Annotated in this window: 24 protein-coding genes; 14 read left to right on the plus strand and 10 right to left on the minus strand. The window is 59.0% G+C overall.

Translation table 11 applies throughout. The annotated features are described in order from the left end of the window. Positions 1-67 precede the first annotated feature (67 nt). The 6 genes from QMX98_RS11170 to QMX98_RS11195 form a co-directional block, all read right to left on the minus strand. Entirely contained in the window at positions 68-1561 is a 1494-nt protein-coding gene (locus tag QMX98_RS11170) for an RNA polymerase factor sigma-54 (protein ID WP_010463324.1), read from the minus strand. Between the two features lie 184 nt (positions 1562-1745). Continuing rightward, positions 1746-2471, minus strand: coding sequence for an LPS export ABC transporter ATP-binding protein (gene lptB, locus QMX98_RS11175; RefSeq protein WP_010463322.1), 726 nt, complete (start codon positions 2469-2471; stop codon positions 1746-1748). Next, on the minus strand, positions 2471-3019 hold the full coding sequence (lptA, locus tag QMX98_RS11180) for a lipopolysaccharide transport periplasmic protein LptA (protein ID WP_042932376.1): 549 nt from the start codon (positions 3017-3019) through the stop codon (positions 2471-2473). Before lptA ends, lptB begins: the two co-directional genes overlap by 1 nt. Continuing rightward, positions 3006-3578 (minus strand): LPS export ABC transporter periplasmic protein LptC, encoded by a 573-nt coding sequence (gene lptC, locus QMX98_RS11185; RefSeq protein WP_010463318.1) that lies wholly within the window; start codon positions 3576-3578, stop codon positions 3006-3008. The genes lptA and lptC overlap by 14 nt, the downstream gene beginning before the upstream one ends. A gap of 7 nt (positions 3579-3585) precedes the next feature. After that, positions 3586-4110, minus strand: coding sequence for an HAD family hydrolase (locus QMX98_RS11190; protein WP_007941249.1), 525 nt, complete (start codon positions 4108-4110; stop codon positions 3586-3588). Next, positions 4110-5084 carry a KpsF/GutQ family sugar-phosphate isomerase gene (locus tag QMX98_RS11195; protein ID WP_010463314.1) on the minus strand — a complete coding sequence of 325 codons (975 nt, stop codon included), beginning with the start codon at positions 5082-5084 and terminating at the stop codon, positions 4110-4112. The genes QMX98_RS11190 and QMX98_RS11195 overlap by 1 nt, the downstream gene beginning before the upstream one ends. Positions 5085-5361: 277 nt before the next feature. Here QMX98_RS11195 and QMX98_RS11200 point away from each other — a divergent pair, with 277 nt between their 5' ends. From QMX98_RS11200 to hisC, 10 genes are all read left to right on the plus strand, one after another. Further along, positions 5362-6171, plus strand: coding sequence for an ATP-binding cassette domain-containing protein (locus QMX98_RS11200; RefSeq protein ID WP_010463312.1), 810 nt, complete (start codon positions 5362-5364; stop codon positions 6169-6171). Next, the gene (gene mlaE, locus QMX98_RS11205; RefSeq protein WP_010463310.1) at positions 6171-6968 is read left to right on the plus strand and encodes a lipid asymmetry maintenance ABC transporter permease subunit MlaE; all 798 of its coding nucleotides are present in this window, start codon (positions 6171-6173) and stop codon (positions 6966-6968) included. Before QMX98_RS11200 ends, mlaE begins: the two co-directional genes overlap by 1 nt. Beyond that, complete coding sequence (gene mlaD, locus QMX98_RS11210; protein ID WP_010463308.1) at positions 6968-7435, plus strand: outer membrane lipid asymmetry maintenance protein MlaD; 468 nt, start codon at positions 6968-6970, stop codon at positions 7433-7435. Before mlaE ends, mlaD begins: the two co-directional genes overlap by 1 nt. Positions 7436-7446: 11 nt before the next feature. Continuing rightward, a complete protein-coding gene (locus QMX98_RS11215; protein ID WP_010463306.1) occupies positions 7447-8100 on the plus strand; it encodes an ABC transporter substrate-binding protein in 654 nt (217 codons plus the stop codon). Beyond that, entirely contained in the window at positions 8097-8402 is a 306-nt protein-coding gene (locus tag QMX98_RS11220; RefSeq protein ID WP_010463303.1) for an STAS domain-containing protein, read from the plus strand. The genes QMX98_RS11215 and QMX98_RS11220 overlap by 4 nt, the downstream gene beginning before the upstream one ends. 114 nt (positions 8403-8516) lie before the next feature. Then, positions 8517-8756 carry a BolA family protein gene (locus QMX98_RS11225; RefSeq protein ID WP_007912386.1) on the plus strand — a complete coding sequence of 80 codons (240 nt, stop codon included), beginning with the start codon at positions 8517-8519 and terminating at the stop codon, positions 8754-8756. Between the two features lie 22 nt (positions 8757-8778). Further along, positions 8779-10044 carry a UDP-N-acetylglucosamine 1-carboxyvinyltransferase gene (murA, locus tag QMX98_RS11230; protein WP_010463300.1) on the plus strand — a complete coding sequence of 422 codons (1266 nt, stop codon included), beginning with the start codon at positions 8779-8781 and terminating at the stop codon, positions 10042-10044. Between the two features lie 128 nt (positions 10045-10172). Further along, entirely contained in the window at positions 10173-10808 is a 636-nt protein-coding gene (gene hisG, locus QMX98_RS11235; protein ID WP_007901570.1) for an ATP phosphoribosyltransferase, read from the plus strand. A 126-nt stretch (positions 10809-10934) separates the two neighbouring features. Then, positions 10935-12260 carry a histidinol dehydrogenase gene (gene hisD / locus QMX98_RS11240; protein WP_010463296.1) on the plus strand — a complete coding sequence of 442 codons (1326 nt, stop codon included), beginning with the start codon at positions 10935-10937 and terminating at the stop codon, positions 12258-12260. Between the two features lie 2 nt (positions 12261-12262). Further along, positions 12263-13315, plus strand: a complete 1053-nt coding sequence (gene hisC / locus QMX98_RS11245; protein ID WP_145306958.1) for a histidinol-phosphate transaminase — start codon at positions 12263-12265, stop codon at positions 13313-13315. Positions 13316-13389: 74 nt separating this feature from the next. Here hisC and QMX98_RS11250 read toward each other — a convergent pair whose 3' ends face one another. From QMX98_RS11250 to algW, 4 genes are all read right to left on the minus strand, one after another. Next, positions 13390-13779: a hypothetical protein gene (locus tag QMX98_RS11250; protein ID WP_282410764.1), complete on the minus strand. Its 390-nt coding sequence runs from the start codon at positions 13777-13779 to the stop codon at positions 13390-13392. Between the two features lie 277 nt (positions 13780-14056). Next, positions 14057-14785, minus strand: a complete 729-nt coding sequence (locus tag QMX98_RS11255) for a DUF4198 domain-containing protein (RefSeq protein ID WP_282410765.1) — start codon at positions 14783-14785, stop codon at positions 14057-14059. A 12-nt stretch (positions 14786-14797) separates the two neighbouring features. Next, on the minus strand, positions 14798-16903 hold the full coding sequence (locus tag QMX98_RS11260; protein WP_282410766.1) for a TonB-dependent siderophore receptor: 2106 nt from the start codon (positions 16901-16903) through the stop codon (positions 14798-14800). A gap of 86 nt (positions 16904-16989) precedes the next feature. Continuing rightward, entirely contained in the window at positions 16990-18150 is a 1161-nt protein-coding gene (gene algW / locus QMX98_RS11265; protein ID WP_282410767.1) for a Do family serine endopeptidase AlgW, read from the minus strand. Between the two features lie 102 nt (positions 18151-18252). On the opposite strand from algW, the gene QMX98_RS11270 reads away from it, so the two are divergent. The 4 genes from QMX98_RS11270 to cysN all read left to right on the plus strand — a co-directional run bounded on the left by QMX98_RS11270 (position 18253) and on the right by cysN (position 22574). Beyond that, positions 18253-19011: a Nif3-like dinuclear metal center hexameric protein gene (locus QMX98_RS11270; RefSeq protein ID WP_010463283.1), complete on the plus strand. Its 759-nt coding sequence runs from the start codon at positions 18253-18255 to the stop codon at positions 19009-19011. A 247-nt stretch (positions 19012-19258) separates the two neighbouring features. Then, complete coding sequence (cysD, locus tag QMX98_RS11275) at positions 19259-20176, plus strand: sulfate adenylyltransferase subunit CysD (protein WP_010463281.1); 918 nt, start codon at positions 19259-19261, stop codon at positions 20174-20176. 104 nt (positions 20177-20280) lie between these two features. Further along, a complete protein-coding gene (locus QMX98_RS11280; protein WP_010463279.1) occupies positions 20281-20622 on the plus strand; it encodes a four helix bundle protein in 342 nt (113 codons plus the stop codon). Between the two features lie 53 nt (positions 20623-20675). Continuing rightward, the gene (gene cysN, locus QMX98_RS11285; RefSeq protein ID WP_282410768.1) at positions 20676-22574 is read left to right on the plus strand and encodes a sulfate adenylyltransferase subunit CysN; all 1899 of its coding nucleotides are present in this window, start codon (positions 20676-20678) and stop codon (positions 22572-22574) included. Positions 22575-22726: the final 152 nt, after the last annotated feature.

Raw genomic sequence — 22726 nt, forward strand, 5'->3', positions numbered from 1 at the left:
CTCCTTCGTTGCCAGTGCATAAAGCGGCAGGCAGAAATGCCTGCCACTGGAACGCTGTGGCGTGGCTCTACATCAACCGCTTGCGTTCGCTCGAAGGCGCGATCCCGAGGGATTCGCGGTACTTGGCGACGGTGCGGCGAGCCACCTGAATGCCTTGTGCCTCCAGTAAACCAGCGATCTTGCTGTCACTCAACGGCTTTTTCTGATTTTCCGCGGCAACCAGTTTTTTGATGATCGCGCGGATCGCTGTGGACGAGCATTCACCGCCTTCGGAGGTGCTGACGTGGCTGGAGAAAAAGTATTTCAGTTCATATATGCCCCGAGGGGTATGCATGAATTTTTGTGTGGTGACCCGTGAAATCGTCGACTCGTGCATCCCCACCGCTTCGGCGATGTCATGCAGGACCAGCGGCTTCATCGCTTCGTCGCCGTATTCAAGAAAGCCGCGCTGATGCTCGACGATCTGAGTGGCTACTTTCATCAGGGTTTCGTTGCGGCTTTGCAGGCTCTTGATGAACCAGCGGGCCTCTTGCAACTGATTGCGCATGAAGGTGTTGTCGGCGCTGGTGTCGGCGCGGCGCACAAAACCGGCGTATTGGGCGTTGACCCGCAGCCGTGGCACTGATTCCTGGTTCAGCTCGACCAGCCAGCGCTCATTGTCCTTGCGCACGATCACGTCAGGGACAACATATTCGGCTTCACTGGACTCGATCTGCGAGCCCGGGCGCGGGTTGAGGCTCTGCACCAGTTCGATGACCTGGCGCAGTTCATCTTCCTTGAGCTTCATGCGACGCATCAGCTGGCTGTAATCGCGGCTGCCGAGCAGGTCGATGTAGTCGGTGACCAGGCGTTTCGCTTCGGCCAGCCAAGGCGTCTTGGCTGGCAGTTGGCGCAATTGCAGCAGCAGGCATTCGCCCAGGTTGCGGGCGCCAATGCCGGCCGGTTCGAATTGCTGGATGCGGTGCAGGACGGCTTCGATTTCGTCCAGTTCGATGTCCAGCTCCGGATCGAAGGCCTCGAGAATTTCCTCGAGGGTTTCGTCCAGGTAGCCCTGATTGTTGATGCAGTCGATCAGGGTCACGGCGATCAGACGATCGGTGTCGGACATCGGTGCCAGGTTCAGTTGCCACAACAAATGGCTTTGCAGGCTTTCACCGGCCGATGTGCGGGTGGTGAAATCCCACTCGTCGTCATCGTTGCTCGGCAAGCTGCTGGCACTGGTCTGGTAGACGTCTTCCCACGCGGTATCAACGGGCAGCTCGTTGGGAATGCGCTCGTTCCAGTCGCCTTCCTCGAGGTTATCCACCGTCGGGGCGGTTTCCTGGTAGGAGGGTTCCGAAATGTCGGCGTTGGGGAGCTGTTCGGCTTTGTCGGCCAAGGGGTCGGCGTTATCGAAGTCGTCGCCTTCTTCCTGGCGTTCGAGCATCGGATTGGACTCCAGGGCCTCCTGGATTTCCTGTTGCAGGTCCAGGGTCGACAATTGGAGCAGGCGGATGGCCTGTTGCAGCTGCGGTGTCATCGTCAGCTGCTGGCCCATTCTCAAGACTAGCGATGGTTTCATGGCAGGGGCTTAACACCTTATTCGCCGGCGCACATGCGCCATCCACTACAGGGCGCCGGAGCGCCAAACATAAGCAAATTATATGCCCGAAACTGCAGCGTTTGCCTAGAGCGCTGTAACAATAAAAAAGTATTGATTTTTTATCGAGACGAGCGCTCGGACAATCAGCCAGACACCTTACTGCTTAAAGGCGGAATTCATGGCCCAGATACACTTCCTTGACCAGTTCGTTGGCCAGGATGGTGGCGGAGTCACCTTCGGCGATCAGTTGACCATCGTTGACGATGTAGGCGGTTTCGCAGATATCCAGGGTTTCACGGACGTTGTGGTCAGTGATCAGCACGCCAATGCCTTTGGCCTTGAGGTGGTAGATGATCTGCTTGATGTCGCCCACCGAAATAGGGTCCACACCGGCGAATGGTTCGTCGAGGAGGATGAATTTCGGGTTGGTGGCCAGTGCCCGGGCGATTTCCACCCGACGACGTTCACCACCGGACAGGCTCATGCCTAGGTTGTCGCGGATGTGGCTGATGTGGAATTCCTGCAGCAGGCTTTCCAGTTCCTTGCGACGCTCGGCCTTGTCGAGTTCCTTGCGGGTCTCGAGGATGGCCATGATGTTATCGGCGACCGAGAGTTTGCGGAAGATCGACGCTTCTTGCGGAAGATAGCCGATACCGGCCTTCGCACGACCGTGCATTGGCTGGTGGCTGACGTCCAGGTCGTCGATCAGCACGCGACCCTGATCGGCCTGCACCAGGCCGACGATCATGTAGAAACAGGTGGTCTTGCCGGCGCCGTTAGGGCCTAGCAGGCCGACGATTTGACCGCTGTCGATGGACAGGCTGACGTCACGCACGACCTGGCGGCTCTTGTAGCTCTTGGCCAGATGCTGAGCTTTCAGAGTTGCCATTAAGGAGCCTTTTTCGCGTCGTTTTTCGGCTTGGGCTGGATCACCATGTCGATGCGCGGACGCGACTCGGTAACCTTGCTACCCGTAGCACGCCCGGCGCTCGCAAGCTTTTTCTGGGTGTCGTAGACGATTTTTTCGCCCTGGGTGACGTTGTTGTCCTTGTCGACAACTTTTGCCTTGTCGATCAGCACGACGCGGTTTTGCGAGGCGTGGTACTGGATGGTCACGCCCCAGCCCTGAACAGGCTTGGTGTCGCCGGCCGTCTGCATCTGCTCGAAGTAGGCGAGGTTGCCCACCGAGGTCACCACGTCGATGTCGCCAGCCGGGGTACGGGTGATGGTCACGGTATTACCGGTGACCTTCATCGAGCCCTGAGTGATGATCACGTCACCTTTATAGGTGGCAACGCCATTCTTGTCGTCCAGTTGGGCGTCGTCGGCCTGAATGCGGATAGGCTGCTCTTGATCGTTCGGCAGAGCCCAGGCGCTCACGCTTCCCAGTGCTGCGCCCAGACTGAGCAAAATAGGGAGAGTTTTAACGAGCCTCATACTGTCCTCTTACGTTCGATAGCAGGTGTATCCTGCTTTCTTTCAAATACGCTTTCATTCCGTTGCCTGTCGATACACCGCCAGCGCCGTCGATTCTAACGGGTTGATCGGTCTGCGCATATTGCTGCTGCGGGAACACCGTCATTCGGGTGGTGGTAATCAGGGTTCGGCGGTTTTTCTCGTCGAAACGGGTGATGCGCACCGAGTCGATCAGCTCGACCTGAGTGCCGTCCGGGTTGACTTCGCCGCGCTCACTCTGGACGTGCCACGGAAACTGCGTACCGCGAAACATGTTCAGGTCAGGGTTGGTCAGCAACGTCACCTCGCTCGCTTTCAGGTGTTCGACCTTGTCGGACGTCATTTCGTATTGCAGTTTGCCGTCCGGCAGGTACTGAACGCTGTGGGCGTTGAGGGCGTAATAGTCGATTGCGCTTTCATCGACCGTGACCACCGGCTTGTCGAGGAAGCGTTCCGGGCTGATGTTCCAGTAGCCGACCGCGGCGAACAGCGCCGCGATGCAGCCGAACACCAGGATGTTACGAATCTTTTTGCTCAGCATAATGGGCTCACAGGTACGCGGCGTTGGCCGCATCGAGGCGGCCCTGGGCGCGCAGGATCAATTCACAGAATTCGCGAGCGGCACCCTCGCCACCACGGGCCAGGGTGATGCCATGGGCGTGTTCACGCACGAAGCTGGCAGCGTTTGCTACGGCCATGCCCAGACCCACGCGGCGAATCACCGGCAGGTCCGGCAAGTCGTCGCCCAGGTAGGCGACCTGTTCATAGCTTAGGTTGAGTTGGGCAAGAAGTTCGTCGAGCACCACCAGTTTGTCTTCACGACCCTGGTAAAGGTGTGGAATGCCGAGGTTCTTCGCCCGCCGTTCGACCACCGGGGTCTTGCGGCCGCTGATGATAGCGGTCTGCACGCCGGCTGCCATCAACATCTTGATGCCTTGACCGTCGAGGGTGTTGAACGTCTTGAATTCGCTGCCGTCTTCGAGAAAGTACAGGCGCCCGTCGGTCAGCACGCCGTCAACGTCGAATACCGCGAGTTTGATCTGTTTGCCGCGTTGCAGCAGGTCCGTGCTCATTACATTACTCCCGCACGCAGCAAGTCGTGCATGTTCAAGGCGCCGACCGGGCGGTCTTCGCTGTCGACCACGACCAGTGCGTTGATCTTGTGGTCTTCCATGATTTTCAGGGCTTCGGCGGCGAGCATCTCGGCGCGAGCAGTCTTGCCGTGCGCGGTCATGACCTGATCGATGGTGGCGCTGTGGATGTCGATGCTGCGGTCCAGTGTGCGGCGCAAGTCACCGTCGGTGAAGATCCCGGCCAGTTTGCCATCGGCTTCCAGGATCACGGTCATGCCCAGGCCCTTGCGGGTCATTTCCATCAGCGCATCCTTGAGCAGCGTACCGCGCTGAACCTGCGGCAGCTCCTGGCCGGCGTGCATGACGTTTTCGACTTTCAGCAGCAGGCGTCGACCCAGCGCGCCGCCTGGATGGGAAAAGGCGAAGTCTTCAGCGGTAAAGCCCCGGGCTTCCAGCAGCGCAACGGCCAGGGCATCGCCCATGACCAGCGCGGCGGTGGTCGACGAGGTCGGTGCCAGGTTCAGCGGGCAGGCTTCGTGCTCTACGTGAACGTTGAGGTTGACCTCGGCGGCCTTGGCCAGCGGCGAGTCCGGGTTGCCGGTCACGCTGATCAATTTGATGCCCAGACGCTTGATCAGGGGCAGCAGGGTGACGATTTCATTGGTGGAGCCGGAGTTCGACAGCGCGAGAATGATGTCGTCGCGGGTGATCATGCCCATGTCGCCGTGGCTGGCTTCGGCCGGGTGCACGAAAAAGGCCGTGGTGCCGGTGCTGGCCAGGGTGGCGGCGATCTTGTTGCCGATGTGCCCCGATTTGCCCATGCCGACCACGACCACGCGGCCTTTGCTGTCCAGAATCATCTCGCAAGCGCGTACAAAATCTGCGTCGATATGGGGCAGCAAGCCTTGTACGGCTTCCAGTTCGAGGCGGATGGTGCGTTGTGCAGATTGAATCAGGTCGCTGGATTGGCTCATGTCAGAAATCGTATAGCCTGATGAAAAGGCGGCGATTATAGCGGTAATGATCAAAACCCTCACGCAAGTTCGTCACGCTTTGTCATTCCCTGTTACTGAATCCCTTCTGAACAAGGCTTTTTGCCTGTCAAGTTGCTGAACATGGGCCGGCGTGGGCCTTGGGCGCTTGGCCTTTGCAGTGATATAGTTCGCCGCCAGTTCGGCCTGCCCGTGGAGGTATGTGCTTTCGTCAGAAAGACAGGCGTCCGAGTGTGAGGCTGCATCGCAAGGAGTTTAGATGAGTGCCGATAACGCCTACGCGGTCGAGCTGAAGGGACTGTCCTTCAAGCGCGGTGCGCGCAGCATTTTCAATAACGTCGATATCCGTATCCCGCGCGGCAAGGTCACCGGCATCATGGGGCCTTCCGGGTGTGGCAAGACCACGCTGTTGCGGTTGATGGGCGCGCAGTTGCGGCCCACCAAGGGCGAAGTCTGGGTCAATGGCCAGAACCTGCCAAAGCTGTCGCGCAGCGATCTGTTCGATGCGCGCAAGCATATGGGTGTGCTGTTCCAGAGCGGCGCGCTGTTTACCGACCTCGACGTGTTCGAGAACGTCGCCTTTCCGCTGCGCGTTCATACCGAGCTGCCGGAAGAAATGATCCGTGACATCGTCCTGCTCAAATTGCAGGCCGTGGGGTTGCGTGGTGCCATCGAGCTGATGCCCGACGAACTGTCCGGTGGCATGAAGCGCCGTGTCGCGCTGGCGCGGGCGATTGCCCTCGATCCGCAGATCCTCATGTATGACGAACCCTTTGTCGGCCAGGACCCTATCGCCATGGGCGTGTTGGTGCGCCTGATCCGCTTGCTCAACGATGCGTTGGGCATCACCAGTATCGTGGTCTCCCATGATCTGGCCGAGACCGCCAGCATCGCCGACTACATCTATGTGGTGGGCGACGGCCAGGTGTTGGGGCAGGGCACTCCCGAGGAGCTGATGAACTCGCAGGAACCGCGGATTCGTCAATTCATGACCGGCGATCCCGACGGTCCGGTCGCATACCACTTTCCAGCGACGGATTACCGCGCAGATCTTCTGGGGAAGCGTTGATGCGCAAGATTTCACTATTGGAACGCGTGCGTCGGTTCGGCCATGCCGGCATCGATGTGCTGGCGGTGTTCGGCCGTTCGGCGATTTTCCTGTTTCATGCCTTGCTCGGTCGCGGTGGTATCGGCGGCGGCTTTGGCCTGCTGATCAAGCAACTGCATTCGGTGGGCGTGATGTCCCTGGTGATCATTGTGGTCTCCGGGGTGTTCATCGGCATGGTGCTGGCGCTGCAAGGCTTCAACATCCTGTCCAGCTACGGTTCGGAGCAGGCGGTGGGGCAGATGGTTGCGCTGACGCTGTTGCGCGAACTCGGCCCCGTGGTCACGGCACTGCTGTTCGCCGGGCGTGCAGGTTCGGCGCTGACCGCCGAAATCGGCAACATGAAGTCCACCGAACAGTTGTCCAGTCTGGAAATGATTGGCGTCGACCCGCTCAAATACATCATTGCCCCGCGCCTGTGGGCCGGCTTCATTTCCCTGCCAGTGCTGGCGATGATTTTCAGCGTGGTGGGTATCTGGGGCGGTTCGTGGGTGGCTGTCGACTGGCTGGGTGTCTATGAAGGTTCCTACTGGTCCAACATGCAGAACAGCGTGACGTTCACCGATGATGTGCTCAACGGCATCATCAAGAGCATCGTCTTTGCCTTCGTCGTGACCTGGATCGCCGTATTCCAAGGCTATGACTGCGAGCCCACTTCCGAGGGGATCAGTCGTGCCACTACCAAGACCGTGGTGTACGCCTCTTTGGCTGTGCTCGGCCTGGACTTTATTTTGACCGCCTTGATGTTTGGAGATTTCTGATGCAAAACCGCACCCTGGAAATCGGTGTCGGCCTTTTCTTGCTGGCTGGCATCCTGGCTTTGCTGTTGCTAGCGTTGCGGGTCAGTGGCCTGTCCCCAAGTGCCACCACCGATACTTATAAACTTTATGCATATTTCGACAATATCGCCGGTTTGACGGTCAGAGCTAAAGTGACCATGGCCGGTGTGACCATCGGCAAGGTCACGGCGATCGATCTGGACCGCGACAGTTTCACCGGTCGAGTGACGATGCAGCTGGAAAAGCGCGTAGATAACCTGCCGACCGACTCCACTGCATCTATCCTGACCGCTGGCCTGTTGGGCGAGAAGTACATCGGCATCAGCGTGGGCGGCGAAGAAGGCTTGCTCAAGGATGGTGGAACCATCCACGACACCCAGTCGTCGCTGGTGCTCGAGGACCTGATCGGTAAATTCCTGCTCAATACCGTTAGCAAAGACGCCAAATGAGGAGCTTTTGAATGATCTCTACCTTGCGACGTGGCCTGTTGGTATTACTCGCGGCCCTGCCGTTGATGGCTAACGCCGTGGCAGCGCCCTCAGCGCACGAAATCGTGCAGGACACCACGACTCGGTTGCTTGCAGACCTGTCGGCCAACAAAGAGAAGTACAAGCAGGACCCACAAGACTTTTACACGGCGCTGAACACCATCGTCGGGCCGGTCGTGGATGCCGAGGGCATTTCCAAAAGCATCATGACGGTCAAATACTCGCGCAAAGCAACGCCGGCGCAGATGAAGACCTTTGAAGAAAACTTCAAGAGAGGTCTGTTCCAGTTCTATGGCAACGCCTTGCTCGAGTACAACAATCAGGGCATCACCGTCGACCCTGCCAAGGATGAGTCCGGAGACCGTACCAGCGTTGCCATGACGGTCAAAGGCTCCAACGGCTCGATCTATCCTGTGTCTTACACTCTCGAGAAAATCAACGGCGAGTGGAAACTGCGCAACGTGATCATCAACGGCATCAATATCGGCAAGCTGTTCCGCGATCAGTTCGCCGATGCGATGCAGCGCAATGGCAATGACCTGGACAAGACCATCAACGGTTGGGCCGGGGAAGTCGCCAAGGCCAAGGATAAAACCGCAGACGCCTCCGAGAAGTCTGCCCAATGAGTGTGTCGGCCATTCGCATGAGCGAAACCGGCGAGCTGCGACTGAGCGGCATGCTGGATTACCGCACCGGCCCTGGTCTGCGCAAGCAGGGGCAGGCGTTGATCAAGTCCAGCAAGGCCGCCGAACTGGTGGTTGATTGTTCGGCAGTGTTGAAGTCCAGCAGCGTAGGCTTGTCCCTGCTGCTGTGCTTCATGCGCGATGCAGAGGCGGCCGGCAAGGCGCTGAGCATCCGCGGAATGCCAGAAGACATGCGTGAAATCGCTCAGGTCAGCGAATTGACCGAGCTGTTGGCGCATCCCTAACCAGCATCTATAAAGAAGCCCCCCGTCAGAGTCCTGCTTCGCGGGGTTCGCAGGCGCGGGGCTTTTTTGTATGATGTCCGACCCGCGCGCACAGGGCGCCGATTGAGGTTGAGCATGCAGGCCGTAGAAGTGAAGAGCTTCCTTGAAGGAAAGCTGCCCGGAACGTTGGTAGAAGTTGAGGGCGAAGGCTGCAATTTCCAGCTGAACGTGATTAGCGATGAACTGGCGGCGTTAAGCCCGGTGAAGCGTCAGCAGCAGATCTATGCCCATTTGAACCCATGGATCACCGATGGCAGCATCCATGCGGTCACTATGAAATTTTTCAGCAGCGCGGCCTGGGCCGAGCGCACCTGAGCCCAAGGGCGTCGAGATTCTTATGGATAAATTGATTATTACTGGCGGCGTTCGTCTTGATGGCGAAATCCGCATCTCCGGGGCGAAGAACTCTGCCCTGCCGATCCTGGCTGCAACCCTGCTGTGCGATGGCCCGGTAACGGTTGCCAACCTGCCGCACCTGCACGACATCACCACCATGATCGAGCTGTTCGGCCGCATGGGCATTGAGCCGGTGATCGACGAGAAGCTCAGCGTCGAAATCGACCCGCGCACCATCAAGACCCTGATCGCACCGTATGAGCTGGTGAAAACCATGCGCGCATCGATCCTGGTGCTGGGCCCGATGGTTGCCCGTTTCGGTGAAGCCGAAGTCGCCCTGCCTGGCGGTTGCGCCATTGGTTCGCGTCCGGTTGACCTGCACATCCGTGGTCTCGAAGCCATGGGCGCGGTCATCGACGTCGAAGGCGGCTACATCAAGGCCAAGGCGCCAGAAGGCGGCTTGCGCGGTGCGCACTTCTTCTTCGACACCGTCAGCGTGACCGGTACCGAAAACATCATGATGGCCGCCGCCCTGGCCAAGGGCCGCAGCGTGTTGCAGAACGCCGCTCGCGAACCTGAAGTCATCGACCTGGCGAACTTCCTGATTGCCATGGGTGCCAAGATCACTGGCGCCGGCACCGACACCATCACCATCGATGGCGTTGAGCGTCTGCACCCGACCACCTACAAAGTGATGCCTGACCGTATTGAAACCGGCACCTACCTGGTGGCGGCAGCCGTCACCGGCGGTCGCGTGAAGGTCAAGGACACTGATCCGACCATCCTCGAAGCGGTTCTTGAGAAACTCAAGGAATCGGGCGCGGAAATCACCTGCGGCGAAGACTGGATCGAGCTGAACATGCACGGCAAGCGGCCAAAAGCCGTCAACGTGCGGACCGCTCCGTACCCGGCGTTCCCGACCGACATGCAGGCGCAGTTCATCTCCCTCAACGCCATTGCCGAAGGCACGGGCGCCGTGATCGAGACGATCTTCGAAAACCGCTTCATGCACGTTTACGAGCTGCACCGCATGGGCGCCAAGATCCAGGTCGAAGGCAACACGGCCATCGTCACCGGTACCGAAAAGCTGAAAGGCGCGCCAGTGATGGCCACCGACCTGCGTGCTTCGGCCAGCCTGGTAATCTCGGCACTGATCGCCGAAGGCGACACCCTGATCGACCGCATCTACCACATCGACCGTGGTTACGAGTGCATCGAAGAGAAACTGCAGATGCTCGGCGCCAAGATTCGCCGCGTACCGGGCTAGTTTCTGCTGCATGGGCGCAGGGACGCGCCCGTTGAATTTGTTTCAAGTCGAGCCAGTTTCTGGCTCGATGTGTGTCCGGCGCCGTTTGCGACCGGGCATCAGTAGCCTGATAAGGACTGACGTTTCCCATGTTGACCATCGCACTGTCCAAGGGCCGCATCCTTGACGACACCCTGCCGCTTCTGGCTGAAGCGGGCATCGTGCCGACCGAGAATCCGGACAAGAGCCGCAAGTTGATCATCCCCACGACCCAGGCCGACGTGCGCCTGCTGATCGTGCGCGCCACCGATGTGCCGACCTACGTCGAGCATGGTGCCGCGGACCTGGGCGTCGCCGGTAAAGATGTGCTGATGGAATATGGTGGCCAGGGTCTGTACGAACCGCTGGACTTGCGAATTGCCCTCTGCAAGCTGATGACCGCCGGCCGTGTCGGTGATGTCGAACCCAAGGGCCGCCTGCGGGTAGCGACCAAGTTCGTCAACGTTGCCAAGCGTTACTACGCCGAGCAGGGCCGTCAGGTCGACATCATCAAGCTCTACGGCTCGATGGAGCTGGCGCCGCTGATCGGTCTGGCGGACAAGATTATCGACGTGGTCGACACCGGTAACACCTTGCGTGCCAATGGCCTGGAACCCCAGGATTTCATCGCTGACATCAGCTCCCGGCTGATCGTCAACAAAGCGTCGATGAAAATGCAGCACGCCCGTATCCAGGCGTTGATCGACACCCTGCGCAAGGCAGTGGAGTCTCGACACCGCGGCTGATTCACCTGCGCGACGTTAAGTCGCGCCCGTCTATCCGCCTCATAGCCAGAATTCTCAGGTGCCCAAGCGGAAACGACTGCTAAGTTAGGGCGCCTGAGTTTTTGCCATTCCTATGAGGCTCTCGCTATGACCGCACCGACTGCAATTCGCCGACTCAATGCTGCTGACCCGGATTTCGCGCATCATCTGGATCATCTGCTGAGCTGGGAAAGTGTGTCTGACGACTCGGTCAATCAGCGAGTGCTGGACATCATCAAGGCCGTGCGCGAGCGTGGCGACGCAGCGCTGGTGGACTTCACCCGGCAGTTCGACGGCCTGGACGTTGCGTCCATGGCGGATCTGATCCTGCCGCGCGAACGCCTGGAACTGGCCCTGACCCGCATCACCGTGCCTCAGCGTGAAGCGCTGGAAAAAGCCGCGGCCCGCGTGCGCAGCTACCACGAAAAACAGAAACAGGATTCCTGGACCTACACCGAAGCTGATGGCACGGTGCTGGGCCAGAAGGTCACGCCACTGGATCGCGCCGGTCTGTACGTCCCGGGCGGCAAGGCGTCGTACCCATCCTCCGTGTTGATGAATGCAATTCCGGCCAAGGTCGCCGGCGTGACCGAAGTGGTCATGGTGGTGCCGACACCGCGCGGTGAACTCAACGAACTGGTGCTGGCGGCGGCGTGCATTGCCGGTGTTGACCGCGTTTTCACCATTGGCGGCGCGCAAGCGGTTGCCGCATTGGCTTACGGTACCGAAAGCGTGCCGAAGGTCGACAAGGTGGTTGGCCCGGGCAATATCTATGTCGCCACCGCCAAGCGCCATGTGTTCGGCCAGGTCGGCATCGACATGATCGCCGGTCCGTCGGAAATCCTCGTGGTGTGCGATGGCCATACCGATCCGGACTGGATCGCCATGGACCTGTTCTCCCAGGCCGAGCACGACGAAGACGCCCAGGCGATTCTGGTCAGCCCGGACGCAGAGTTCCTCGACAAGGTCGCGGCCAGCATCGCCAAACTGCTGCCGACCATGGAGCGCGCCCAGATCATCGAAACCTCGATCAATGGCCGTGGAGCGTTGATCAAGGTTCGCGACATGGAGCAGGCCATCGAAGTGGCCAACCGCATTGCGCCGGAACACCTGGAGTTGTCGGTCGCCGATCCGCAAGCCTGGCTGCCGCTGATCCGTCACGCCGGCGCGATCTTCATGGGCCGTCACACCTCCGAAGCCCTGGGCGATTACTGCGCAGGCCCGAACCACGTGTTGCCGACGTCCGGCACCGCGCGGTTCTCTTCGCCGCTGGGTGTGTACGACTTCCAGAAACGCTCGTCGATCATCTTCTGCTCCGAGCAGGGTGCGTCCGAACTGGGCAAGACCGCTTCCGTGCTGGCCCGCGGCGAGTCGCTGACTGCCCACGCCCGTAGCGCCGAATACCGCATTGTTGATGAGCAAAAGGGGAACTGAACATGAGTAAATTCTGGAGCCCGTTCGTCAAGGATCTGGTGCCTTACGTGCCGGGCGAGCAGCCGAAACTGGCGAAACTGGTGAAGCTCAACACCAACGAAAATCCTTACGGCCCATCGCCAAAAGCGCTGGCGGCGATGCAGACCGAACTCAACGACAACCTGCGCCTTTACCCGGACCCGAACAGCGATCTGCTGAAAAGCGCCGTGGCTACGTATTACGGCGTGCAGACCAACCAGGTGTTCCTCGGCAACGGTTCCGATGAAGTCCTGGCGCACATCTTCCACGGCTTGCTGCAACACGACAAAGCGGTGCTGTTCCCGGACATCAGCTACAGCTTCTATCCGGTCTACTGCGGGTTGTATGGCATCCAGTTCGACGCGGTGCCGCTGGACGAGCAGTTCCAGATCAACCCGGCGGACTACGCCCGGCCAAACGGCGGGATCATCTTCCCTAACCCGAACGCACCGACCGGTTGCCTGCTGGCACTGGACGCGGTTGAGCAAATCCTCAAGGCCAGCCCGGATTCGGTGGTTGTGGTGGATGAGGCCTACATCGACTTCGGTGGCGAGACGGCGATCAGCCTGGTGGACCGTTATCCGAACCTGCTGGTGACTCAGACCTTGTCCAAATCCCGCTCGCTGGCCGGCCTGCGGGTGGGCCTGGCGGTGGGGCATCCAGATTTGATCGAGGCGCTGGAGCGGATCAAGAACAGCTTCAACTCCTATCCGCTGGATCGCCTGGCAAATGTCGGGGCGGCGGCGGCGTTCGAGGATCGCGAGTACTTCGACAAGACGTGCCGGTTGGTCATCGAGCATCGTGAGTGGGTGGTTGCGCAACTTGAAGCGAAGGGCTTTGAAGTGCTGCCGTCGGCGGCGAACTTCATTTTTGCCCGTCATCCAAAGCACGACGCGGCCGGGCTGGCGGCGAAATTGCGCGAGCAAGGCGTGATCGTCCGGCACTTCAAGCAAGAGAGGATTGCCCAGTTCCTGCGGATTTCCATCGGCACGCCGGAACAGAATCAGGCACTGATTGATGGTTTGGGGAATTTGTAAGACGTCGGTCGGTAATGGGTGCACTGATCGGGCTCGGTATAGTGAGCACCGATCAATGCGTTTGAGGTGAAGGATCAGCCTTGAATGTCAAACTCGCCCGTAATCGTCCGGGGCGATGGATCATCTATGCTGCATTCAAATTCACCTTTGGCGTTTTTCATGTTCTCGGTGAATGTCACTGTTATCCAACCGGTTTTAACCTGGTGTTTGTTCTCACCATCATGGAAGGTCCACTCCATATAATTATCGGTGAAATCTTCTGGGTATTGTTTTGTTACTCGCTGATCGTCGCCGATTCCAGGCGGAAATCCGATATAAATTGTACCTTTGTCTTTTTCCCCGCTGATATATCCGCCAGGAGTTACTCCGGTAAACTTGTGAAGCGTAACGTTGGTTGCAACAAAGTTGGTAACAATCCTTGCAGTAAAAGTACCTGAGTCCTTCTTGGATTTTTGTGTGGCCATGAATAAAGCTCCCTTCGGTCAAATTAAGAGTGGAAGACAAAAGCGTCATTCCTCCTGCGGTATTAACGTTAACGACGGGAGCTTTCGAAAGGTACTGTCATAAATGACAGTTCATTAGCTTTATTTGGAATAAGTTTCTGTTCTTGAATATCAAATACTTCAGGTGGCAGGAAGATAGTTCTGGCCGCGAAGAACCCTGACGCGATTTAGCTGTTACGCCACGCCATCGTTCTCCACGGGCAAGTCGGACCGCCGCACCGTGCGCCCCTACAGAGGGTTACTCGTGATGCGGTTCGCCCAGAAACGTCAGCGAACTGAACACCCCCCGCGTCGCCACATCCGGATTGTCCTTCAGCACGATCTCCATCTGCGCCGAAATCACGTTCAACCCTTCATTACGCACCACCACCTGCGCACGCCCGTCCTTATCTGTCTCGGTACTCAACGTATTCGGCGCACTTCGATAGTCGCCAATCAACTTCACCCCCGCCGCCGGCTTCCCATCCAATAACACCTGCACGGGCAGCAACTTGCCCGGTCCGACCGTCAGAGGATCAACCTCCGGCAGAATCAGCAGTTTCATCTGATCAAGCTTGGGTAATTTCGCCCCAGGCTGATAAATCGCCAGGCTGTATTTGAACGTTTGTGTCGACTCGACGGCCCCCGGCACTTTGCTGCGTCCTTCGTTGATCCATTTTTTATCCGCCGTTTGCGACCACATGCCGTTGTCCAGCGCCACCGCCATCACGGCAGGCGGCTTCAGCGGTTGCAGACGTGCGTGATCGGCCAGGCGCTGGACGGTCACCGGGATCATTTTGCCGTTGACGTCATAAGCCCAGGCGCCGCTGATTTTTTGTGCCTTGAAGGCGTTGTCTTCGGCGCCGTGGCCGTAAATCACTTCGATGTTGCCGCGACGCTGTTCGGTCCAGAGACCATGGGCCGAGACCTGGCCGGTAAACAACAGGCCGAGCAGCAGGCTGAGCAGTGCGGGTTTGAGGTTTTGCATTGAAACTTCCTTTTACAGATTGAGTGTGAGGCTGACGGTGAAATTGCGCGGCTCACCGGGGTTGACCCAGTAATTGCTGTAGGAGCGCTCGTAGTATTTCTCGTCGAAAAGGTTGTTCAGGTTCAGGCCGACAGTGACGTTTTTGCTGGCCTTGTAATGGGCCAGAAGGTCGACGGTGTGGTAGGACGGCAGCTCGAAATCGCTGCCGGATTCGCCTGAACGATCGCCGACGTAAGTGAACGCCGCGCCGACGTCGGAGCCTCGTAAATGGCCATCCTGAAATTCATAAACGCCCAGCAGGCTGCCGCTGCGCTTGGCGACGCCGAGGATTCGGCTGCCGGTGGGAATTACCTTGTCGCCCTCGGTGACCTCGGCGTCGATGTAGGCGAAGGCACCGATCACCCGCACGGCGTCGGTCACTTGCCCGGTGACTTGCAGGTCGAATCCCTGGCTGCGGGCCTTGCCCATGGCGCGGCTGGTGTCCGTGCCCGGGTCAAGTGCAAGGACGTTTTCCTTTTCAATATGGAAGGCGGCGAGGGTGGTGCTCAAGCGGTCGTCGAACAGCTCGCTCTTGATCCCGACTTCGTAACCGACGCCTTCTTCCGGGTCGAAGGATTGGCCGCCAGCGTCCAGGCCGTTGTTCGGCTTGAACGAGGTGGAGGCGTTGGCGAACAGCCCGACTTCGGGTGTCAGCTGATAAAGCAGGCCGGCCCGCTGGGTCAGTGCGTCGTGGCTTTGGCGGCTGGTGGCACCGCGGCTGTGATCGTCGATGCTTTGCTCGAAATGTTCGAAGCGTGCACCGAGCATGCCGCGCAGTTTGTCGGTGAAGACAATCTGGTCCTGCAGGTTCAGCGCCCGGCTTTCGACGTGTTCAAAAAGGTCGGTGCCGGAGCGCTTGCCGTTGGGTTTCGGCTGACCGTAGACGGGTTGATAAATGTCGATAGCGTAGGGGCCGCCGGCAATGGTCGTGACCCGTTCGTTCTTGCGGAAGTTTTCATACTCGCTGCCAATCAGCAGTTCGTGCTGCCAACTGCCGAGGTCGAACAGACCGCGCAATTCGAGTTGGGTGATGCTGTCGTGCCAGTTTGTGTCGCGCTCGCGATAGCGCCGATTCACAGTGTGGCCGTCGGCATTCAGCGGGCGACTTTCGGAAGCGTAGCCCCAGAGTTTGCCTTCCTTGTAATGGCTGGCCAGGCGCACCTTCCAGTTGTCATTGAGATGGTGTTCGAGGGCTGCTTGCAGCAGGTTGTTGTGGTTGTCGATGTTGCCGTCATTGGGTTCGCCAAGGAACGTCGAACGGGACACGCCACTCCATTTGTTGTTCGGCGCGACGATGCCGCGATCGAACGTGGAGCTGTGACGGACGAATTCGCTCTCCACCAAGAGGCTGGTGTCCGGGTTCAGTTGCCAACTGAAGGAGGGCGCGACAAACACTCGCTGGCTGTCGACGTGATCGCGGAAGCTGTGGTTGTCCTCGACGGCCAGGTTGATTCGCGACAGCACGTTGGCTTCGTCATCCAGCGGCGTGTTGACGTCGAGGGCGGTGCGATAGCGGTCCCAGCTGCCGGCGCTGGTTTGCAGGGTGGTGAATGCTTCGGGCTGGGGTTTCTTGGTGACGATGTTCACCGTGCCGCCCGGATCGCCGCGCCCGTAGAGACTGGCGGCGGGTCCTTTGAGCACTTCGATGCGCTCGATGTTAGCGACGTCCGGGGTGCTCGGATAACCCCGGTTGGCGCTGAAGCCGTCCTTGTAGAATTCCGAGGTGGTAAAGCCGCGCACGCTGTATTCGTAAAGTGTCAGGCCACCGAAGTTGTTCTGCTTCGACACACCGCCAGCAAAATCCAGGGCGCGCTCGACACTGGTGCTGCCCAGGTCATTGAGCACACTGACGGGAATCACGCTGATGGATTGCGGGATGTCGCGGATCGCGGTATCGGTTTTGGTCGCGCTGGCAGACCGCGTGGCACGGTAGCCCTGGACCGGGCCGGTGGGCGATTCGTAGTCGGAGGTGACGCTGATGGCGTCCAGTTCGAGGGTGCCGGGCTCTTCGGCGAAGACCGGATCCACCAGCAGGCCGAGGGCAAGACCTGCCACGGAAGCCATTGTGCGAGACGACATGTTATGTTGTTCCAATAGTGATATTGAAACAATATAACATGCCTAATGAGAATGTCTGCTGTTAGCCAGAGATCCTCTGGCCAGGGTCAGTTTTCTTCTTTCTCTTTAACCGGCGCCGGCGGCGGACGCAGGCCGATCTCAGCCGTGAGCTTGAGCTCTTTGCCGTTGCGCATCACCTGAATGGTGACCCTGTCGGTCGGTTTGATTCGCGCGACCTGATTCATCGAACGCCGACCATCACCGGCCGGTTCGCCGTCGATGCTGAGGATCACGTCACCCAATTGCAGGCCAGCCTTCTGCGCCGGACCGTCACGGAAAATCCCTGCGACCACAATGCCCGGGCGCCCCGACAGACCAAACGACTCCGCCAGTTCCTGACTCAACGGTTGCACTTCGATGCCGAGCCAGCCGCGAATCACCTGCCCGTGTTCGATGATCGACTTCATCACTTCCATGGCCAGTTTGACCGGGATCGCAAAACCGATGCCTTGCGAGCCGCCGGACTTGGAGAAGATCGCCGTGTTGATGCCGGTCAGGTTGCCGTTGGCATCCACCAGTGCACCGCCGGAGTTGCCGGGGTTGATCGCAGCGTCGGTCTGGATGAAATCTTCGTAGTTGTTCAGGCCCAATTGGTTACGGCCAGTGGCGCTGATGATGCCCATGGTCACGGTCTGACCGACGCCGAACGGGTTGCCGATGGCCAGGGCGACGTCACCGATGCGGATGTTGTCGGAGCGACCGACGGTGATCGACGGCAGGTTTTTCAGGTCAATTTTCAGCACCGCGAGGTCGGTTTCCGGGTCGCTGCCGATGACGCGGGCCAGGGTTTCGCGACCATCCTTGAGCGCGACCACGATCTGGTCGGCGCCGCTGGTGACATGGTTATTGGTCAGCAAATAACCTTCCGGACTCATGATCACCCCGGAACCCAGGCTCGACTCCATGCGCTTCTGTTTGGGCGAGTTGTCGCCGAAGAAGCGCCGGAACTGCGGGTCTTCAAACAAGGGATGGTTCGGTTTGTTGATGACTTTGGTGGTGTACAGGTTCACCACCGACGGCGCGGCGATGGTGACCGCGTCGGCATAGGACACCGGACCTTGCTGCGTCGTGGTGGTTTGCGGGGCTTGCTGCAGGTTGACGTCGAGGCTCGGAAGCCCGACCCACTGCGGGTAACGCTGGATGATCAACAGAGCGATAAGCACGCCGGCCAACAGCGGCCAGCCGGAAAAACGCAGCGCCTTGAGCATTAAGCACGTCCTGAGAGGTTGCAGGCGGCATGAGACCGCCCATAATGTCGCGCATTATACGAGGCGCAGCTCGCCTCTGAACGGGATATTTAGGAGTCTTTTATGGCCGTCGCCTTGAGCACCCTGGTCGAAGAAGCCGACCGTTACCTAAACAGTGCCAGGATTGCCGATTACTGCCCCAACGGCTTGCAGGTCGAAGGTCGGCCGCAGGTGATGCGCATCGTAAGCGGCGTCACGGCAAGCCAGGCGTTGCTGGACGCCGCAGTCGAAGCTCAGGCCGATCTGGTGCTGGTGCATCACGGCTATTTCTGGAAAGGCGAGAATCCGTGCATCACCGGTATGAAGCAGCGTAGGTTGAAAACCCTGCTCAAGCACGACATCAGCCTGCTGTCCTATCACTTGCCGCTGGACCTGCACCCGGACGTCGGTAACAACGTGCAGCTGGCGCGTCAGCTCGACATCACGGTCGAAGGCCCGCTGGATCCGGACAATCTCAAGGTTGTCGGCCTCGTTGGCTCGTTGAGCGAACCGATGACGCCCCGTGATTTCGCTCGCCGAGTGCAGGAAGTCATGGGCCGCGAGCCGTTGCTGGTCGAAGGCAGCGAGATGATCCGCCGGGTCGGCTGGTGCACCGGTGGCGGCCAGGGTTACATCGATCAGGCCGTGCTGGCTGGCGTCGACTTGTACATCAGCGGTGAGGCGTCCGAGCAGACCTTCCACAGCGCCCGGGAAAACGACATCAGCTTCATCGCCGCCGGCCATCACGCCACCGAGCGCTATGGCGTGCAGGCGCTGGGTGATTACCTGGCCCGGCGGTTTGCCCTTGAGCACATCTTCATCGATTGTCCGAATCCGATCTGATTACCACCAAAAATCAAATGTGGGAGTCTGCTGGCGATCGCTGCATCACATGCGACATTGATGTGACAGATACACCGCAATCGCGAGCAAGCTCGCTACCACTGGGTCTTTGGTGCCCAAACGAGGGGGTATATTCATATACCCTTTCGATCTAGCTCGCGTCCTGATTAGAAGAGGACGCTGTGCTAGGATTCCTCGCTCGAACACGGCCCGCTGGCCGTCCATAAGATCGTTTTCGTGAGTAGCCATGGTCGACAAACTGACGCATCTGAAACAGCTGGAGGCCGAAAGCATCCACATCATCCGCGAGGTCGCCGCCGAGTTCGATAACCCGGTGATGCTGTACTCCGTCGGTAAAGACTCCGCCGTGATGCTGCACCTTGCGCGCAAGGCATTCTTCCCGGGCAAACTGCCGTTCCCGGTGATGCACGTCGACACCCGGTGGAAGTTCAAGGAGATGTACGCGTTCCGCGACCGCATGGTCGAAGAACTCGGCCTTGACCTGCTGGTACACGTGAATCCCGATGGCGTCGCGCAGGGCATCAACCCGCTGACCCACGGCAGTGCCAAGCACACCGACATCATGAAAACCGAAGGCTTGAAACAAGCTCTCGACAAGTACGGCTTCGACGCCGCTTTCGGTGGCGCTCGCCGCGACGAAGAGAAGTCCCGTGCCAAAGAGCGCGTGTACTCCTTCCGTGACACCAAGCATCGCTGGGACCCGAAAAACCAGCGCCCGGAACTGTGGAACGTCTACAACGGCAACGTTAACAAGGGCGAATCCATTCGTGTGTTCCCGTTGTCGAACTGGACAGAACTGGACATCTGGCAGTACATCTACCTCGAAGGCATCCCGATCGTGCCGCTGTATTTCGCCGCTGAACGCGACGTCATCGAGATGAATGGCACCTGGATCATGATCGACGACGAACGCCTGCTCAATCACCTGAGCGACGAAGACAAGGCGCGCATCGTCAAGAAGAAAGTCCGTTTCCGCACGCTGGGTGACTACCCGCTGACCGGTGCGGTCGAGTCCGAGGCCACCAGCCTGACCGACATCATTCAGGAAATGCTCCTGACGCGAACTTCCGAACGCCAGGGCCGGGTCATCGATCACGATGGCGCAGGCTCGATGGAAGAAAAGAAACGTCAGGGGTACTTTTAAGCTTCGAGTTACAAGCGGCAAGCTGCAAGTTAAGGGCGGTATGCGTAATTTCGTAGTTTGGTGCTTGTGGCCGGTTGCTGCGAGCCGTTATCGGATGACTCGCAATGGATTTCGAGAAGCTGATTGTCTGGCAGAGAAGTAAGTGTTTGGCGGTAAGGATCTACAGGGAGTTTGCGAGATGTGGGGATTTTGGCTTCAAGGATCAAATTACCCGCTCCGCACTATCGGTGCCTTCCAATATTGCTGAAGGGATGGAGCGTTGTGGTGCCAAGGAAAAAGTACATTTTCTTTGGGTGGCAAAAGCCTCGTGTGGTGAGTTGCGCACTCAGATCCTCATCGGCCGTGATATTGCCTACATTACTGATCCTCTGGCTGACGATTGGATTAAAGAAACCCGCGAGCTTTCAAGAATGCTATGCGGCTTGATCAACAAAATTTCTGAGTAGCTGTACGCCGACAAGCTTGCCGCTTGAAGCTTACAGCTTGGAGCTCGAATGCAATGAGTCACGCATCTGATTTGATCAGCGAGGACATCCTCGCCTACCTGGGCCAGCACGAACGCAAGGAAATGCTGCGCTTTCTGACCTGTGGCAACGTCGACGACGGCAAGAGCACCCTGATCGGGCGCCTGCTGCACGACTCCAAGATGATCTACGAAGATCACCTGGAAGCCATCACCCGCGACTCGAAAAAAGTCGGCACCACCGGCGAAGACATCGACCTGGCGTTGCTGGTCGACGGCCTGCAGGCCGAGCGTGAGCAGGGCATCACCATCGATGTCGCCTACCGCTATTTCTCCACCGCCAAGCGCAAATTCATCATCGCCGACACCCCCGGCCATGAGCAGTACACCCGCAACATGGCCACCGGTGCGTCCACCTGTGACCTGGCGATCATCCTGGTCGACGCCCGCTACGGCGTGCAGACCCAGACCCGCCGCCACAGCTTCATCGCCTCGTTGCTCGGCATCAAGCACATCGTGGTCGCCATCAACAAGATGGACCTCAACGGCTTCGACGAAACCGTGTTCGAGTCGATCAAGGCCGATTACCTGAAGTTCGCCGAAGGCATCGCGTTCAAGCCGACCACCATGGCCTTCGTGCCGATGTCGGCATTGAAAGGCGACAACGTGGTGAACAAGTCCGAGCGCTCGCCGTGGTACACCGGCCAGTCGCTGATGGAGATTCTCGAGACCGTCGAGATCGCCAACGACCGCAACTACACCGACCTGCGTTTCCCGGTGCAGTACGTCAACCGTCCGAACCTGAACTTCCGTGGTTTCGCCGGCACTCTGGCCAGCGGCGTCGTGCACAAGGGCGACGAAGTCGTTGTGCTGCCGTCGGGTAAGAGCAGCCGCGTGAAATCCATCGTCACTTTCGAAGGTGAGCTGGAACACGCAGGTCCTGGTCAAGCGGTGACGCTGACCATGGAAGACGAGATCGACATCTCTCGCGGCGACTTGCTGGTGCACGCCGACAACCAGCCGCAAGTGACCGACGCTTTCGACGCCATGCTGGTGTGGATGGCCGAAGAGCCGATGCTGCCGGGCAAGAAATACGACATCAAGCGCGCCACGAGTTACGTGCCGGGTTCGATCACCAGCATCGTCAATCGTGTTGACGTGAACACCCTGGAAGAAGGTCCTGCCAGCTCGTTGAACCTGAACGAGATCGGTCGGGTCAAGGTCAGCCTCGACGCAGCCATCGCACTGGACGGTTACGCCAGCAACCGCACCACCGGTTCGTTCATCGTCATCGATCGCTTGACCAACGGCACCGTTGCCGCCGGCATGATCATCGCCCAGCCGTTGGCGCATGGCAGCAGCACGCACCACGGCAAACTGGCGCACGTGGCCACCGAAGAACGCGCCCAGCGTTTCGGTCAGCAACCGGCCACCGTGTTGTTCAGCGGCTTGTCGGGCGCGGGCAAAAGCACCTTGGCTTACGCGGTTGAACGCAAACTGTTCGACTTGGGTCGTGCGGTGTTTGTCCTTGATGGTCAGAACCTGCGTCACGACCTGAACAAAGGTCTGCCACACGATCGCGCCGGGCGTACCGAAAACTGGCGTCGTGCCGCGCACGTTGCGCGTCAGTTCAACGAAGCCGGTCTGTTGACCCTGGCGGCCTTCGTGGCGCCGAGTGCTGAAGGTCGTGAGCAGGCTCGGGAACTGATCGGCAAGGAGCGTCTGCTGACGGTCTACGTCCAGGCCTCGCCGACGGTCTGCGCCGAGCGTGATCCGCAAGGCTTGTACGCGGCGGCGGGGGATAACATCCCGGGCGATTCCTTCCCGTATGACGTGCCGCTGGACGCCGACCTCATCGTCGACACCCAGTCGCTGTCGCTGGAAGAAAGCGTCAAGCAAGTGCTGGATCTGCTGCGTAAGCGTGGCGCGATCTAAGCGTTAGCCGTTAATAAAAAACCCGCCAATGAGTGATCATCGGCGGGTTTTTTTGTTTCTTTTCGGACGCCTTCGCGGCAAGCCTCGCTCCTACGGGTTTGTGTCGCGTCATAGGTTGCGATCACCCCAAATCCGTAGGAGCGAGGCTTGCC

Origin of the sequence: Pseudomonas sp. PS02303 (genome assembly GCF_029959925.1) — a bacterium.
Lineage (GTDB): Bacteria > Pseudomonadota > Gammaproteobacteria > Pseudomonadales > Pseudomonadaceae > Aquipseudomonas > Aquipseudomonas mandelii.